The sequence below is a fragment of the Rhodoplanes sp. SY1 genome (genome assembly GCF_046000175.1).
Classification (GTDB): domain Bacteria; phylum Pseudomonadota; class Alphaproteobacteria; order Rhizobiales; family Xanthobacteraceae; genus Rhodoplanes.
Genome location: NZ_JBEOMB010000064.1, coordinates 1 through 14,741, shown reverse-complemented (window position 1 = coordinate 14,741; position 14,741 = coordinate 1). Strand labels below are relative to the sequence as shown.

The following is a 14,741-nucleotide window of genomic DNA, read 5'->3' as shown; positions in this document are numbered from 1 at the left end:
TCGGCTCGTGCCGGACATGTCTTCAGGAGCGCCGTCCGATGCGCCGCCCGGTCGGAGCCGTGCGGCGCGTCGGACGATCGCCGCGTCAGCGCCGCGAGTCGAGCGACACGCCGAGCGAATAGGCCTTCTGGCGGGTCGCGCCCTCGGTCCGCTTCAGCGCCTTGGCGATCTTCGCGGTCGGCAGCTTCTGCTTGGCGAGCGCCTTGAGCTCCTTCACGTCGTCGTTGGTCCAGCCGCGCCGCTTGGAGGCGCCGGCCTTCTTCGCGGTGGCGGCGGTCTTGCTCGCTGCCTTCGGGGCCGCGACCTTCTTGGGCGCCGTCACCTTCTTGGCCGGGGCCTTCTTGGCGGCAGCCTTCTTGGGGGCGGCCTTCTTCGGTGCGGCCTTCTTGGCAGTCGTCGCTTTAGCCATCGATTACTCCTCGATCGGGCTGGGGCGGAACGCGCAATGTGCGGCCTCGAGAGCTGCGGTTCCGCGGTTTCGTGAGACGTGTCGTCGGTCCGTTCGGTCCGGCTGTTCTGATGCCCGTGGGCCGCATCACGACGCGACGGGACGCATGACGACCATCGCGCAGCATACAAACGAATGTTCCGGTTATCTCATCACGACGCCCCTGTAAACCTTCGATCTGCATTTCATGCCGCATAAGCACAGAACATTTCGGATCAGGACCGGATCAGGTCGGCTTCCGGGGTGCCTCACATCGTCTGATCTCGTCTGGTCGGCCGTGTGGGCGGAACGGCATCCCGGCCGCCGCGGGATCCCTCGTTTCGTGCGATAACGAATTGTTAACGCGAGAACAAAGGTCGTGATCACGTACACGCGCGGTACGGCCCGGGCCAGCTGATCAGCACGGCCGCCGGTGATGTGAGGCATCGGCGAACCAAGGCACCGCGGCGCTTCGGCCGGCGGCTCGACCGCTGTCCGGGGGGTGACGCGCAGGGACGATCGCGTTTCTGCTTGGACCCGACCCCGTGCGGCGCATCGCCACGCTGCTCCGTCGCCGGCGAGCCGGACGCGAAGCTGATCACGCCGGCGCCGTGGATGCCGCGTCACCGGTGCGCGCGCGTCATGATCAGACTCGGCGCCGCGAGCCGGCGGGCGGGGGCGTCGTCGCGACAAAGGTCATCACGTTCGCGACCATCGCGGGCGACCATGGTCGCCCGCGGCGGATGGTGTCGGGTGCGTCGAAGCGGATGCTTCCTGGTGAAGCGGCCGGCACGATGCGGCGTCGGATCGCTTGCGCGGTCGACGGGCGGGACCGGTCGTCGGCCGGGCGAAATCCCGTGTCCGGCATCATGCGGAACGGGACGTCTTGCGTTTCTCAGAGAATTATTTTTTAGTGCGGGCGGACGGATTCGACATGGAAGAAAAATTATTCTTCCAGAGTGAAAGATCATGAAACAAGACACCACGCCGAGCCGAGTTCGAAAAGTGGACGCGGTCGATCGCCGGATTCTCACCGTGCTGCAGCGGGACGCGAGCATCACGCTCGCCGCGCTCGCCAAGCAGGTCCACCTGTCGCAGACGCCGTGCTGGAAGCGCATCCAGCGCCTCGAGGCGGACGGCGTGATCACCGGCCGGGTGGCGCTGGTGTCGCCCGAGAGGATCGGCCTCGGCCTCACCGTGTTCGTCTCGATCGAGACGAGCGACCATTCCAAGGAGTGGCTCGACGGCTTCGCCACCTCGATCTCGGCCCTGCCCGAGGTGATGGACGTCTACCGGATGGCCGGCGATGTCGACTACATGCTGCGCGTCGTGGTCGCCGACATGGGGGCCTACGACACCTTCTACAAGCGGCTCATCGAGACGGTGCCGCTGAAGAACGTCACGTCGCGCTTCGCGATGGAGCGGATCAAGTCCAGCACGGCCTATCCGGTGCCGGGGCCGAGCGAGCCCCGCACCGGCGCCCGCGCGTCGGCGTGAGGAGAGGGCGAGTAGCGAGTAGCGAGTAGCGAGTAGCGAGTAGCGAGATGCCTCGCCGGCTCGCTCCCCTATTCGCTACTCGCCATTCGCTATTCGCCTCTCTCCGGAAACAACCGCAGCGCCCGGAACGCGACGTGCATCGTGTCGCCGCGGGCGACCGTGACGTCGGTGGGCAGCTCGATCTCGACCGGCGGCAGGGTGTCGCCGAGGCGCAGCTCCGCCCGCCGGGCCGGGCCGGCGCGCCGGACGCCGACGACGCTCGCCGCGACGCCGGAGCGCGCATCGGACGGCACCAGGTCGCGTGGCCGCAGGAACAGGGCGGCCGGCCCGGCGATCGCGGCCGCCGGCACCGGCAGCGTATGCCGGCCGATCCGCACCACCCCGCGCTCCACCGTCACCGGGATCCGCAGCGCATCGCCGATGAAGCCGGCCACGAAGGCGCTCGCCGGATGGTCGTAGACCTCGTCCGGGGTGCCGATCTGCTCGATGCGGCCGTGCGCCAGGATGGCGACCCGGTCGGCCAGCTCCAGCGCCTCGTCCTGATCATGGGTGACGAACAGCGTCGTGTGGCCGGTGCGGTCGTGCAGGTCGCGCAGCCAGCGCCGCAGGTCGCGCCGGACTTTTGCATCGAGTGCGCCGAACGGCTCGTCGAGCAGCAGCACCTTCGGCTCGACGGCGAGCGCGCGGGCGAGCGCGACACGCTGCCGCTGCCCGCCGGAGAGCTGCGAGGGGAAGCGCCGCTCCAGCCCGGAGAGCTGGACGAGATCGAGAAGCTCGGCGACGCGCCGCCGGATCTCGGTGCCGCTCGGGCGCAGCCGGCGCGGCCGCACCTTCAGCCCGTAGGCGATGTTGCCGGCGACGTCGAGATGCTTGAACAGCGCGTAGCTCTGGAACACGAAGCCGACGCGGCGCGCCTGGACGGGCACGAAGGTCGCGTCCTCGCCGCCGAAGAAGATGCGCCCGGCGGTCGGCCGCTCGAGGCCGGCGACGACGCGCAGGAGCGTCGTCTTGCCGGAGCCCGACGGCCCGAGCAGCGCGACGAGCTCGCCTGCCTCGACCGACAGGTCGACTCCGGCGAGCGCCGGCGTGCCGGCGAACCGCTTCTCCAGCCCTTGCGCCCGTATCGCGACCGTGTTCACGCCGTCAGTATAGGCGGGTTCGGGCGAGCGCGTCACCGTAGCGCCATTCGAGGACCGACTTGGCCAGGAGGGTGACGAGGGCGAGGCCGGCGAGAAGGGAGGCGACGGCGAAAGCCGCCACGAAGTTGTACTCATTGTAGAGAATCTCCACGTGCAGCGGCATCGTGTTGGTCAGGCCGCGCACGTGGCCCGACACGACGGAGACGGCTCCGAATTCGCCCATGGCGCGCGCATTGCACAGGAGCACGCCGTAGAGCAGGGCCCATTTCACGTTCGGCAGCGTCACTGTCAGGAAGGTGCGGAACCCGGAGGCGCCGAGCGTCAACGCCGCCTCCTCCTCGGCCGTGCCCTGCTCCTGCATCAGCGGGATCAGCTCGCGGGCGACGAACGGGAAGGTGACGAACACGGTGGCGAGCACGATGCCGGGCACCGCGAAGATGATCTGCAGGTCGTGCGCCGCGAGCCATTTGCCGAAGTAGCCCTGTGCCCCGAACAGCAGCACGAAGACCAGGCCGGAGACCACCGGCGACACCGAGAAGGGCAGGTCGATCAGGGTGATCAACAGGCTCTTGCCGGGAAACTCGAACTTGGCGATCGCCCAGGCGGCGGCGACGCCGAACACCAGGTTGAGCGGCACGGCGATCGCCGCCACCGTGAGGGTGAGCCGGATGGCCGCTTGCGTGTCTGGATCCGCGAAGGATTGGAGATAATGATCGATGCCGCGGCGAAATGCCTCGGCGAACACGGCGACCAGCGGCAGCACGATGAACAGCGCCAGGAAGCCGACCGTCAGCGCCACCAGGATCGCCTTGGTCGCCGGCGACTCGTCGATGGTCGGCCGCGGCCACACCGGCCGGGCGCCGTGGAACGGCGTGCCGGACACGTCCTCCGACGTCTCGTCCGCGACCCCATCAGACATGGCCGAACCTCCGCCGGCTCCACGCCTGCAAGAGGTTGATGGCGAGCAGCGACAGGAACGAGATCAGCAGCATGATCGAGGCGATCGCAGTGGCTCCCGCATAGTTGAACTCCTCGAGCTGGATGACGATGAGGAGCGGGGCGATTTCGGAGCGGAACGGCAGGTTGCCGGCGATGAAGATCACCGAGCCGTACTCGCCGACGGCGCGCCCGAAGGCGAGCGCGAAGCCGGTCAATACCGCGGGCAGCAGGGTCGGCAGCACGACCCGGACGATGGTCTGGGCCCGCGTGGCGCCGAGCGTCGCCGAGGCCTCCTCGATCTCGCGGTCGAGATCGGCGAGCACCGGCTGCACGGTACGCACCACGAAGGGTAGGCCGATGAACACGAGCGCGACGAAGATCCCGAGCGGCGTGAAGGCGATCTTTATGCCGAAGGGCGCCAGCAGGCCGCCGATCCAGCCGTTCGGGGCATAGATGGCCGCGAGCGCGATGCCGGCGACCGCGGTCGGCAGCGCGAACGGCAGATCGACCACGGCGTCGAGGAGGCGGCGGCCCGGAAACTCGTAGCGGGTCAGCACCCAGGCGACCACGAGCCCGAACACCGCATTGACGGCGGCGGCCGCGAGGGAGATGCCGAAGCTCGTCTCCAGCGCCGCCAGCACGCGCGGCGTCGTGGCGATGCGCCAGATGCCGTCGAGGCCGAGCCCGCTCGCGCGCACCACCAGGGCGGCGAGCGGGATCAGCACGATCAGCGACAGATACGTGACGGCGAAGCCGAACGTGATGCCGAACCCGGGCAGCGCGCTCGGCTGGCGGAACCGCCAGGGCGTCGCGGCGGGGCGGGGCAGGGGCGGCTCGCCCGGTCCCGGCTCTGTCGTCGCGATGCTCATCGCGACGGGGTTCCGGGCTTGTAGATCTGGTCGAAGATGCCGCCGTCGGAGAAATGCTCGGCCTGCGCCTTGGCCCAGCCGCCGAACACCGCGTCGATGGTGACCAGCTTCACCTTGCGGAAACGCGCGAGATCCTCGGCCGCGGCATGCTCGGGCTGCGACGGCCGGTAGAAATTCGCCGCGATGATGCGCTGCGCCGCGGGCGTGTAGAGGAACTCGAGATAGGCCTGTGCGATCGGGCGGGTGCCCCGCTTGTCCACCACCTGGTCGACCAGCGATACCGGCGGCTCGGCCAGGATCGAGAGCGACGGATAGACGATGTCGAACTTGTCGGTGCTGAACTCCTGCTGGGCCAGGAAGCCCTCGTTCTCCCAGGAGATGAACACGTCGCCGATGCCGCGCTGGGTGAACGTCGTGGTCGAGCCGCGCGCGCCGGTGTCGAGCACCGGCACGTTCCTGTAGATCGCCGCGACCAGCGCCTTGGCCTTGGCGACATCGCCGCCGGTGCGGTCGAGCTCGTAGGCCCAGGCGGCGAGATAGTTCCAGCGGGCACCGCCCGAGGTCTTCGGGTTCGGCGTGATCACCTGGATGCCGGGCTTCGCCAGGTCGTCCCAGTCCTTGATCCCCTTCGGGTTGCCCTTGCGGACCAGCAGCACGATGGTCGAGGTGTAGGGCGAGGCGTTGTTCGGTAGTCGAGTCTGCCAGTTGTCCGGCAGCTTCTTCGATTCGCGCGCGATGGCGTCGATGTCGCCGGCGAGCGCCAGCGTGACCACGTCGGCGTCGAGGCCGTCGATGACGGAGCGCGCCTGCCGGCCCGAGCCGCCGTGCGAGGTGCGGATCGTCACGCTCTGGCCGGTCTTCGCCTTCCACTCCTTGGCGAAGACGTCGTTGATCGCCCGGTAGAGCTCGCGCGTCGGATCGTAGGAGACGTTGACGAGCGTCACGGTCTGGGCCTGCGCGGATGTGACGCCAAGTCCCGTCGGTCCGACGCCGCCCATCATCAGGGGCGCGGCCAGCATCGCCGCCACCCGCAGGCTTCGCCACAGCGGCATCCTCGAGGCACGAATCATTGCGTTCACCTGTCTCCGTTCCTGGGCGGGCCGCTCCGCGCCGGAAGGTCGTGCAACCGGCCAGGGCGGCGATGGAAGCCGCAATCGGGCGAACCCGCAATCGGGGGCGGACAGAAAAGTCGGTCCTCGCTGTCCGCCGTGCGAGTCGAGAACGATCGTCTCTCGCGGGCCGGATCGGGAGAGCACCCTTCGCGCAGGCGGTACGCATCATCCCTGGGGCATGCTGGACAAGCGCGGTCGCCGGGTCAACCCGCCGGCGCGTCGCGGCCGCGGTCACGCGGCGGCCGGCAGCACGCCGCCGTCGTGATCAGAGGAGCGCCATGAGCGCGCCGGCGCCGGCGCTGAGCAGCACGACGAGCCAGGGCGGCGTCGCCCAGGCGACCAGCAGCAGGAAGGCCGCGGCGGCGAGCGCGAAATCGAGGCCGCCGTGGATCGCCGCCGTCCACACCGGATCGTAGAGGGCGGCGAGCAGGATGCCGACGACGGCGGCGTTGACGCCGCGCAGCATCGCCTGCGCGGTGTCGCGTCGCCGCAGCGCCTCCCAGAACGGCAGCGCGCCGATTACCAGGAGAAACGACGGCAGGAAGATCGCGGCGAGGGCGATCGTCGCGCCGAGCCAGCCGTTCGGCGCGGGACCGGCGACCGTGCCCAGATAGGCCGCGAAGGTGAACAGCGGACCCGGCACCGCTTGGGCCGCGCCGTAGCCGGCCAGGAAAGCGTCGTTGCTCACCCATCCGGGCGGCACCACGGCGGCCTGCAGGAGCGGCAGCACCACGTGGCCGCCGCCGAACACCAGCGAGCCGGCCCGGTAGAAGGCGTCGACCAGCGCGGCGAGGTGCGCGCCGGTCGTGCTCGCCACCACCGGCAGCCCGGCGAGCAGCACGAAGAACAGGATCAGCGCGATCACGCCGGTGGTCCGACCGACGGTCAGCGGCAGCGGTGCGTGATCGGCCGCGGCGTCGCCGCGGGGCAGCAGGAGAAGCCCGGCGACGCCGCCCATCACGATCGCGACGATCTGGCTGAACGCCGACGGCACCGCCAGCACGATCGCGGCGGCGATCACGGCCAGCGTGGCCCTCTCACGATCGGGCGCGAGCGAGCGCAGCATGCCGAGCACGGCCTGCGCGACCACGGCGACGGCGGCGATCTTCAGCCCGTGCAGCCAGCCGGCGCCGGTCGGGTCACCGAGCGCGCGGATGCCGTAGGCGAAGGCGACGAGCGCGACCGCCGACGGCAGCGTGAAGCCGATCCACGCCGCGAGGGCACCGGAAAAGCCGGCGCGTAAGAGCCCGACCGCGATGCCGACCTGGCTCGACGCGGGGCCCGGCAGGAACTGGCACAGCGCGACAAGGTCCGCATAGGCGCGGTCGTCGAGCCAGCGCCGGCGCGTGACGAACGCTTCGCGGAAATAGCCGAGATGCGCGATGGGGCCGCCGAACGACGTGAGGCCGAGACGGAGAAAGACGAGAAAGACCTCGGCCACCGTGCCGCGGGCGGCAGGCGTTTCGATCTCCTGCGGGGCGCCGTCGCGAGCCGTCACGGCCGGATCAGGCGGTTTCGCAAAATGCCGATCTTCTCGATCTCGAGCTCGATCACGTCGCCGGAGGAGAGCGTGCGGCCGAGCTCGTGGGCCGAGCCGGTGCCGACCGTGCCGGAGCCGATGATCTCGCCGGCATAGAGCGTCTCGCCGCGCGAGACGTATGCGATGATGTCCCAGAAGGTCCAGTGCATGTCGGCCGAGGTGCCGCCGCCCTGGCGCTCGCCGTTGACCCGAACCTCCATGGCCAGCGCGTGCGGATCGCCGATCTCGTCGGGCGTCACGATCCACGGGCCGAACACGTTGCCGGTGTCGAAGTCCTTGCCCTTGGCGGGGCCGAGGCCGGCGCGCATCTCCTCGAACTGCACGTCGCGGGCGCTGAAGTCGTTGTAGATCGTGAAGCCGAAGACGTGGGCAGGCGCATCGGCCGCCGCGATGTCGCGGCCGGTCTTGCCGATCACGCAGGCGAGCTCGAGCTCGTAGTCCATCCACTCCGAGAAGGACGGCCAGATCACGTCCGCCTCGTGGCCGACGACGTTGAAGCGGTTGCACTTGTAGTAGACCGGATGCTCGTACCAGATCTCCGGCATCTTCTGCGGCCGGCCGGTGCGCTTCGCCACCTGGTCGCGGCTGTTCTTCACATGCGCCTCGAACGCCATGCCGTCGCGCAGCTGGCGCGGGATCGGGATCGGCGCGAGGAGCTTCACGCCGTCGAGGTCGTCGACCGCCTCGCTCGGCCATTCACGCACCAGCTCCTCGACCCGGGCGAGGCCCGGCGCGGCCGCGTCGATCAGCGACAGCATGTCGGCCAGGATCGGATCCTGGCGCTTGTGGACGATCTCGGCCGCGGTGGCGAGATCGAGCACGGCGCGCTGCTCGACGTCGACGACGCCGAGGCGCGGTCGCTTGCGAAGGCCGATGAAGGTGGCGAGCTTCATGCGCGATGCGAGGTCCGCTGAAGGGGCCGGGGGCGGTGGGCAGCGTGGGCGCGGACGCTAGCACGTCCGCGTGACGGCCCGAAAGCATCAGGGCACCATCGCCCCGCCACGTTCCGAGGGTGTCGTTAAAAGACATGATGAATTCGAACGATCGCGTCCCGGCGCGCAGGCGACGCGAAACGGCGTTCCCGTGCGGGCGCGCAATCGAAAAGCCCCTGTCCGTCCTCACCCTGAGGAGCCGCCGAAGGCGGCGTCTCGAAGGGCGAGGACGCCACCACACCGGTGGCCGCATGGTTCGAGACGCGCTCCTTTGGAGCGCTCCTCACCATGAGGGGCGAGCCATTCGCCGCGTCACCGCGACTCAAGCGAGCAGCGCCGCCATGATGCGGTCGCGGCTGAGCGGCAGCGAGCGGATGCGGGTGCCGAGCGCGCGCGCGACCGCGTTGCCGATCGCTGCGGCGGTCGGCCCCATGGCGGCCTCGCCGACGCCGAGCGGCGGGTCGCGATCGTCGCCGACCAGCCGGATCTCGATCTCGGGGATCTGCGAGAAGCGCAGGATCGGATAGTCGTCCCACATCGCCGTCGCGACCTTGCCGTCGGAAAAGCGCAGCTCCTCGAACAGCGTCCAGCTCGCCGCCTGGATGATGCCGCCCTCGAGCTGGTTGATCGCACCGTCCGGCGTGATCACGAGGCCGCAGTCGGCGGCGCCCCATATCTTCACCAGCCGCACGCTCTCGTCGACCTCGACCTCGGCCGCGACCGCCATGTAGGCGGCGCGGTTTTTGTAACGTCCGAAAGCGAGGCCGAGCCCGCGGCCTTCGCCGACCGGCGCCGTGCCGGGCCAGCCGCACATCGCGGCCGCCGCCTCGATCACGGCGCGCGCCCGCGGATCCGACATCAGCGCCAGCCGGTAGGCGACGGCGTCGGCGCCGGCCGCCGCGGCGAGCTCGTCCATGAAGGATTCGATCGCGAAAATGTTGGCGAAGGCGCCGAGCCCGCGCAGCGAGGAGGTGCGCAGCGGGATCGGATCGACCGTGTGGTGGATCATCCGGTGGAACGGCAGGTCGTAGAGCGCCTGCGCGTTGCGGCTGGCGCCGCCGCCGGCGGCATCCGGATTGTCGTTGCGCTCGGCCGGCTGCGGCGGCGGGTTCGGCAGCGCCTCGCGGCTCCGCAGGCCGTGGTGCCCGTGCGACCCCGGCCGGTTCGAGTGCACCGGGCTCGCCAGATCGATCGTCCAGCTTTTGGGCCGTTTCTCCGCATCGAGCACGGCCCGCAGCCGGATCACCATGGCGGCGCCCATCGGGGCGGCCAGGAACTCGTCCTCGCGGGTGAACAGCACCCGCACGGTGCGGCCGGGATGACGGGTCGCCAGGAACGCCGCGTCGAAGGCGGCGTCGTCGGCCGTGTTGTGGCCGTAGCAGCCAGCCGCCTGCCGGTGCAGCACCGTCACGGTCTCGGCCGAGCGGTCGAGGGCGCGGGCGATCTGGGCGCGCAGCGCATAGGGGTTCTGGGTGTGCGACCAGACCGTCAGGTGCCCGGCCTCGTCGAGCCGAGCGAGGCCGCAGGACGGGCCGATCGAGCCGTAGGTCTGGAACGGCCGCCAATAGGTCGCCTCCACCACCTCGCCGTCGTCGTTCGCGGGCGGCGTGCCGGTGTCGACGGTGCGCGAGCGGGCCGGCTGGGCGAGCAGCCAGTCCGGACTGTTGGTGTTTTCGGGCAGCGGCGTGCCACCCTCCCAGACGGCCTTTTCGCGCGCGACGAGCGCGGCGCGCTGCACGGCGTACTCCTGCTCGCCCAGAATCGCGGCGAAGTCGCCCTCGTGCAGAATCTCGACGGCTGTGCCGGCGGCCCGGCGGATCGCCGCCTCGTCGAGGGATGCGAGCCGGGCGTTCTGCCAGGGGCGATGGACGACGCGGGCGTGCAGCAGGTCCGGCGTCGTGATGTCGTGGATGAAGCCGCGCCCCGAGACCTTGGCCGGCAGGTCGACGCGCGGCAGGCTCTGCCCGACCACGCGATAGCGCGTCGGCGACTTGGCCGGCGCTCCGCCGGTCGCCGGGCGCACGAGGTCGACCTCGCCGGCGAGCGACCAATAGTCGTGGCCGGTGTCCTGCCCGTCGCGGCGGATCCGCCCGTCCTCGACGTCGAGGGCTTCGGCCGCGACGCCGAGCCGTTCGGCCCCGCGGGCGAGGAACAGCGCCCGCACCTCGGCGCAGGCGAGCCGGATGGCGGCGCCCGACATCGCGACCGAGGTGCTGCCCGCCGTCACGCCCTCGTTCGGGCCGGCGGACGTTTCTCCCGAAACAGTTCGGATCCGGTCCGGGTCGACGTCGAGCTCCTCGGCGGCGATCTGCACCAGCGCGGTAAGGATGCCCTGGCCGATCTCGACCTTGCCGGTGGAGACGCGAACCCGGCCTTCGGGCTCGAAGCCGACCCAGTCGGACAGCAGCGGATTGTCGAGGAGGCTCTGCGGGAGCGTGTTCGGGATCATGCGCCGGCTCCGTCGGCGGCGTTTGCCGCCAGAACCGCGCCGGCGCGCTGGACGGCGCGGACCACCCGGTTGTGGACGCCGCAGCGGCACAGGTGGCGATCGAGCGCCTCGAGGATCTCCGGACGGGTGGGGCTCTGGTTACGGGCGAGCAGCGCGGCACCCGAGATCATGATCCCCGAGAGGCAGTAGCCGCATTGGCCGGCCTGCTCGTCGAGCAGCGCCTGCTGCAGCGGGTGGAGGCCGCGGCCGCCGCCGAGTCCCTCGATCGTGACGACGCTGCGGCCGGCCAGTGAGCTGATCTCGCGCGAGCAGGAGTAGGCGGGCTCGCCGTCGATCAGCACCATGCAGGCACCGCACTGCTCCTGGCCGCAGCCGAATCGGCTGCCGGTGAGGCCGAGCTCCTCGCGCAGCACGGCGAGCAGCGGGCGTGTCGGATCCCCGACAAGCCGGGCCGGGGTGCCGTTGACGATCAAGGCGACTGCGGGGGCGTCGTCGGCCGGTAAGGTCATGGCTGTTTCGATGGGGCGGGGGTTTTCGGAAGGCACGAGATTATAGACGCGGGGAACGGCGCGGCAATCGCGGCGGAGCGTCCGGTTCGGGCGGCCCAGGTCCGATGGCGCGGTCCGGCCGCCGAGGCTTTCGGCCTCCCCCATCTTCTGCTACCGAGAGAGTCGCGCTTCCGTTCGACGGAAGCCGATCGTTTCGCGTTGCCGTTCGACGGTCCGGCCGGGCCTCGACGATTGAGACGACGGAGTACCGTTGATGCGAGCACGTTCGATGCGAGCACGTTCGATTCGAGCACGTCTGGCCGGGGCTTTCGCGCTGGTTCTTCTGATCGGCGGATGCGGCTTCCTCGATGCGCCGCAGAAAGGCGATCCCGGACCCGCCGGCCCGCCCGGCCCGCCTGGTCCGGCCGGCCCCGCCGGACCTCCCGGACCGCCCGGGCGCGGTGCCGGCGGGCTGCGCTTCGCCGAGTTCACTTGCCAACAGACCGCCTGCTCGGCCGCCTGCGAGCCGAACGAGCGGCTGGTCAACGCCTTCGCGGTCAATCCGGCCGGCACCTTCACGGTCGAGGACGACCGCAGCGTCGTCTACACGCCGCCGCGCCGCGGCCCGTCCGGCAAGCTGGTCCTGGTCTGCGTCGCCCCCTGACGGGGTATGCCCGCGAACGCGGGCACCAGTGCCTTGCTCGCTGAATTGCCCCACACACCGCTCATTCCCGCGAAGGCGGGAATCCAGGGGCCTCCCGTCGTGTCGCTCCTGGGTCCCCGCCTTCGCGGGGACGAGCGGACATAGAGGCGAGCTTCGCCTCCGTGGGAAGCGGCTTTAAGCTCACGCGAGGGCGAGGAGCGCCAGGGCGGCGACCGCGGCGGCGAGGCCGAGGCCCTTGCGGGGCGTCATCGCCTCGCCCTCCACGGCGATCCCGAGCAACGCCGCCGGCACGAATCCCATCTGGGCGATCGGCACGACGACGCTCGCCTGACCGCCGGCGAGCGCGTTCACCATCAACAGGAAGGCGGCGGCCAGCACCACGGCGGTTGGCACCGCGTGCCGCCACAAGCCGGGCGGCCAGGCGAGCCGCCGCTCGACTGCGGCGGTCGACAGGACGGCGAGGCTCGCGAACACCATCGCCTGGGCGGCGACGAGCGTCGCCGGCGCGGCCCCGCCGAGGCTGCCGAGCTTGTGGCAGAAATAGCCGAGCCCGGCCGCCACGGTCGCGACCAGCACCTCGACCAGCGAGCGGCCCGAGAGCCGTCGCGTGCCGGCGGGCGGCGCCCCGCCGAGCAGCAGCGGCACCGCGACGAGCGCCAGCGCGAGGCCGCCGAGCTTGGCCGGCGTCGCCGGCTCGCCCAGCGTCGCGATCGCCAGCACCACGGTGACGACGAAGCCGAGCCGGAACACCGGGCCGTTGACGCTCACCGGCCCGGTGCGCAGGCTGCGCGCGAACAGGAAGAAGCCGACGAACAGGAACAGGCCGGCGAGATTGCCCCACAGCGCGGCGCCGCCGACCGAGAGCGTGCCGGTCGTCGCGGCGTAGAGGAGCACGGACGGGGCGAACAGGCAGGCCTGACCCATCAGGAAGTGATGCGCCGCGTAGCCGTCGCGGGCGGCACGGCGGTAGATCCAGTCGCCGATCCCGAAGCAGATCAGCGCCCCGAAGGCACAGGCGGTGGCGTCCGTCATCGCCGGCTTTCGCGCATCAGCTTTGCAGACAAAGCATACGGTGCCGCTCCGAGGCGCCGATCTCGCACTGCGGCAGGCGTTTCCGCCGTCTCTTCCCTTTGCAATTTCAAAATCCCTGTCGGATGATCGGCGCCCGCGACCGAACGGATCGCCAAACGCCGCGAACGCGGCGCCGGCACGGGCGGCCGACCGCGGCTCCTCCCGGCGCTCGGAGAGGACGCGGACGCGCCGCCTCCCGCCGACATAACAACAGGAGGAACGAAACGCCATGCCGAGAGTGACTCGTCGTGCCTTCGTGGCCGGCACCGCCGCCGGATCCGCCGCCGCCGCGCTCGGGATGCCGGCGATCGCCCAATCAGCGCCCTTCAAGATCGGTCTTCTCACGGTGAAGACCGGCCCGCTGGCGCAAGGGGGCATCCAGATGGAGCAGGGCATCATGACCCTGCTCAAGCAGCGCAACAACATGTTCGCCGGCCGCAAGGTCGAGCTGATCTCGGCCGACACCGGCGGAAATCCGGCCGGCGCCAAGACCAAGGCCTCGGAGCTGATCGAGCGCGACAATGTCGACGTGGTGCTCGGCCCGCTCGCCGCCTTCGAGCTGCTGGCGCTCAACGACTACATCCGCCAGAAGGGCACGCCGCTGATGAGCCTCGCCGCGGCCGAGGACGTCACCCAGCGCAGCACCAATCCGTTCATCATGCGTCCGTCGGCGACCTCGGCGCAGTGCTGCCACGTGCTCGGCGACTACGCCGCGAAGGAGCTGAAATACAAGCGCGCCGCGACCATCTCCGAGGACTTCGCCTTCGGCTACGAGCAGATGTCCGGCTTCCAGCGGGTGTTCGAGGACAACGGCGGCAAGGTGGTCAAGAAGCTGTGGCCGCCGCTGGTCACGCCCGACTACACGCCCTACATCGCCCAGATCGGCAATGTCGATTGTGTCGCCAACGGCTTCGCCGGCTCCAACCCGGTCAAGTTCATGCGCGCCTACGCGGATCTCGGCATGAAGCGCATCCCGCTGCTGGCCGGCTGGACCGCCATGGACGACGCGCTCTTGAAGAGCCTCGGCGACGAGGCGGTCGGCGTCGTCTCGGCCGCCTGGTACTCGGCCTCGCTCGACAGTCCGGTCAACAAGCAGTTCGTCGCCGACATGGCGAAGGACTACAACGTGCTGCCGGGCGGCTACTCGGCCGGCATGTACATCGCCGGACAGGTGGTGGAAGAGGCGCTGAAGAAGACCGGCGGCAAGTCGGACGACAAGAAGGCGTTCAACGAGGCGCTGCGCGGCGTCTCGCTCGCCGACACGCCGCGCGGGCCGGTGAAGTTCGACAAGTACGGCAACGTCGTCGGCGACGTGCATATCCGCCGCTGCGAGCGCAAGGGCGGTCAGCTCGTCAACACCATCGTCAAGACCTATCCGGACGTGAGCCAGTTCTGGACCTACGGCGACCAGGCCTTCCTGGCCAATCCGGTCTACGCGCGCGACTACCCGCCGGCGAAGAATCTCGAGTGAGGCAGTCCGAGCGTCCGTCCTCGTAGCGAGGAGGGGCGCACGGTCGTCGGGCACGACGCCCGCTCTCCCTCTCCCCGCGTGCGGGGAGAGGGTGGCTCGCCACGTAGCGGCGAGACGGGTGAGGGGGCGCCTCCGTATCCACG

The 14,741-nt window shown here is 70.3% G+C and carries 13 protein-coding genes; 3 read left to right on the top strand and 10 right to left on the bottom strand.

The genetic code is table 11. From position 1 onward, the window contains the following. Positions 1–85: 85 nt before the first annotated feature. Positions 86–409, bottom strand: a complete 324-nt coding sequence (locus ABTU92_RS17510; RefSeq protein ID WP_207199560.1) for a hypothetical protein — start codon at positions 407–409, stop codon at positions 86–88. Between the two features lie 1,023 nt (positions 410–1,432). Between ABTU92_RS17510 and ABTU92_RS17505 the strand changes: the two genes are divergently transcribed. After that, positions 1,433–1,924 (top strand): Lrp/AsnC family transcriptional regulator, encoded by a 492-nt coding sequence (locus ABTU92_RS17505; RefSeq protein ID WP_408093018.1) that lies wholly within the window; start codon positions 1,433–1,435, stop codon positions 1,922–1,924. A gap of 89 nt (positions 1,925–2,013) precedes the next feature. Here ABTU92_RS17505 and ABTU92_RS17500 read toward each other — a convergent pair whose 3' ends face one another. From ABTU92_RS17500 to ABTU92_RS17465, 8 genes are all read right to left on the bottom strand, one after another. Next, positions 2,014–3,099 (bottom strand): sulfate/molybdate ABC transporter ATP-binding protein, encoded by a 1,086-nt coding sequence (locus tag ABTU92_RS17500; protein WP_408092862.1) that lies wholly within the window; start codon positions 3,097–3,099, stop codon positions 2,014–2,016. Then, a complete protein-coding gene (cysW, locus tag ABTU92_RS17495; RefSeq protein ID WP_408092860.1) occupies positions 3,068–3,982 on the bottom strand; it encodes a sulfate ABC transporter permease subunit CysW in 915 nt (304 codons plus the stop codon). Before cysW ends, ABTU92_RS17500 begins: the two co-directional genes overlap by 32 nt. Continuing rightward, positions 3,975–4,871, bottom strand: coding sequence for a sulfate ABC transporter permease subunit CysT (gene cysT / locus ABTU92_RS17490; RefSeq protein ID WP_408092858.1), 897 nt, complete (start codon positions 4,869–4,871; stop codon positions 3,975–3,977). Before cysT ends, cysW begins: the two co-directional genes overlap by 8 nt. After that, positions 4,868–5,941 (bottom strand): sulfate ABC transporter substrate-binding protein, encoded by a 1,074-nt coding sequence (locus ABTU92_RS17485; RefSeq protein WP_408092856.1) that lies wholly within the window; start codon positions 5,939–5,941, stop codon positions 4,868–4,870. Before ABTU92_RS17485 ends, cysT begins: the two co-directional genes overlap by 4 nt. A gap of 307 nt (positions 5,942–6,248) precedes the next feature. Next, complete coding sequence (chrA, locus tag ABTU92_RS17480; RefSeq protein ID WP_408093017.1) at positions 6,249–7,451, bottom strand: chromate efflux transporter; 1,203 nt, start codon at positions 7,449–7,451, stop codon at positions 6,249–6,251. A gap of 26 nt (positions 7,452–7,477) precedes the next feature. Next, positions 7,478–8,416: a fumarylacetoacetate hydrolase family protein gene (locus tag ABTU92_RS17475; RefSeq protein WP_408092854.1), complete on the bottom strand. Its 939-nt coding sequence runs from the start codon at positions 8,414–8,416 to the stop codon at positions 7,478–7,480. A 361-nt stretch (positions 8,417–8,777) separates the two neighbouring features. Beyond that, positions 8,778–10,904 (bottom strand): molybdopterin cofactor-binding domain-containing protein, encoded by a 2,127-nt coding sequence (locus ABTU92_RS17470; RefSeq protein ID WP_408092852.1) that lies wholly within the window; start codon positions 10,902–10,904, stop codon positions 8,778–8,780. Further along, positions 10,901–11,413 carry a (2Fe-2S)-binding protein gene (locus ABTU92_RS17465; protein ID WP_408092850.1) on the bottom strand — a complete coding sequence of 171 codons (513 nt, stop codon included), beginning with the start codon at positions 11,411–11,413 and terminating at the stop codon, positions 10,901–10,903. The genes ABTU92_RS17470 and ABTU92_RS17465 overlap by 4 nt, the downstream gene beginning before the upstream one ends. 268 nt (positions 11,414–11,681) lie before the next feature. Here ABTU92_RS17465 and ABTU92_RS17460 point away from each other — a divergent pair, with 268 nt between their 5' ends. Further along, the gene (locus ABTU92_RS17460) at positions 11,682–12,056 is read left to right on the top strand and encodes a hypothetical protein (protein WP_408092848.1); all 375 of its coding nucleotides are present in this window, start codon (positions 11,682–11,684) and stop codon (positions 12,054–12,056) included. A 180-nt stretch (positions 12,057–12,236) separates the two neighbouring features. Here ABTU92_RS17460 and ABTU92_RS17455 read toward each other — a convergent pair whose 3' ends face one another. Next, complete coding sequence (locus ABTU92_RS17455; RefSeq protein WP_408092846.1) at positions 12,237–13,088, bottom strand: EamA family transporter; 852 nt, start codon at positions 13,086–13,088, stop codon at positions 12,237–12,239. Positions 13,089–13,356: 268 nt separating this feature from the next. Between ABTU92_RS17455 and ABTU92_RS17450 the strand changes: the two genes are divergently transcribed. Further along, positions 13,357–14,598 carry an ABC transporter substrate-binding protein gene (locus tag ABTU92_RS17450; protein ID WP_408092844.1) on the top strand — a complete coding sequence of 414 codons (1,242 nt, stop codon included), beginning with the start codon at positions 13,357–13,359 and terminating at the stop codon, positions 14,596–14,598. Positions 14,599–14,741: the final 143 nt, after the last annotated feature.

What these genes read in the sequence shown, in the direction of transcription:
- ABTU92_RS17450 (WP_408092844.1), top strand. Translation starts at nt 13,357, where the DNA reads ATGCCGAGAGTGACTCGTCGTGCCTTCGTGGCCGGCACCGCCGCCGGA.
- ABTU92_RS17470 (WP_408092852.1), bottom strand. Translation starts at nt 10,904, where the DNA reads ATGATCCCGAACACGCTCCCGCAGAGCCTCCTCGACAATCCGCTGCTG.
- ABTU92_RS17510 (WP_207199560.1), bottom strand. Translation starts at nt 409, where the DNA reads ATGGCTAAAGCGACGACTGCCAAGAAGGCCGCACCGAAGAAGGCCGCC.
- ABTU92_RS17460 (WP_408092848.1), top strand. Translation starts at nt 11,682, where the DNA reads ATGCGAGCACGTTCGATTCGAGCACGTCTGGCCGGGGCTTTCGCGCTG.
- cysT (WP_408092858.1), bottom strand. Translation starts at nt 4,871, where the DNA reads ATGAGCATCGCGACGACAGAGCCGGGACCGGGCGAGCCGCCCCTGCCC.
- ABTU92_RS17465 (WP_408092850.1), bottom strand. Translation starts at nt 11,413, where the DNA reads ATGACCTTACCGGCCGACGACGCCCCCGCAGTCGCCTTGATCGTCAAC.
- ABTU92_RS17455 (WP_408092846.1), bottom strand. Translation starts at nt 13,088, where the DNA reads ATGACGGACGCCACCGCCTGTGCCTTCGGGGCGCTGATCTGCTTCGGG.
- cysW (WP_408092860.1), bottom strand. Translation starts at nt 3,982, where the DNA reads ATGTCTGATGGGGTCGCGGACGAGACGTCGGAGGACGTGTCCGGCACG.
- ABTU92_RS17475 (WP_408092854.1), bottom strand. Translation starts at nt 8,416, where the DNA reads ATGAAGCTCGCCACCTTCATCGGCCTTCGCAAGCGACCGCGCCTCGGC.
- ABTU92_RS17485 (WP_408092856.1), bottom strand. Translation starts at nt 5,941, where the DNA reads ATGATTCGTGCCTCGAGGATGCCGCTGTGGCGAAGCCTGCGGGTGGCG.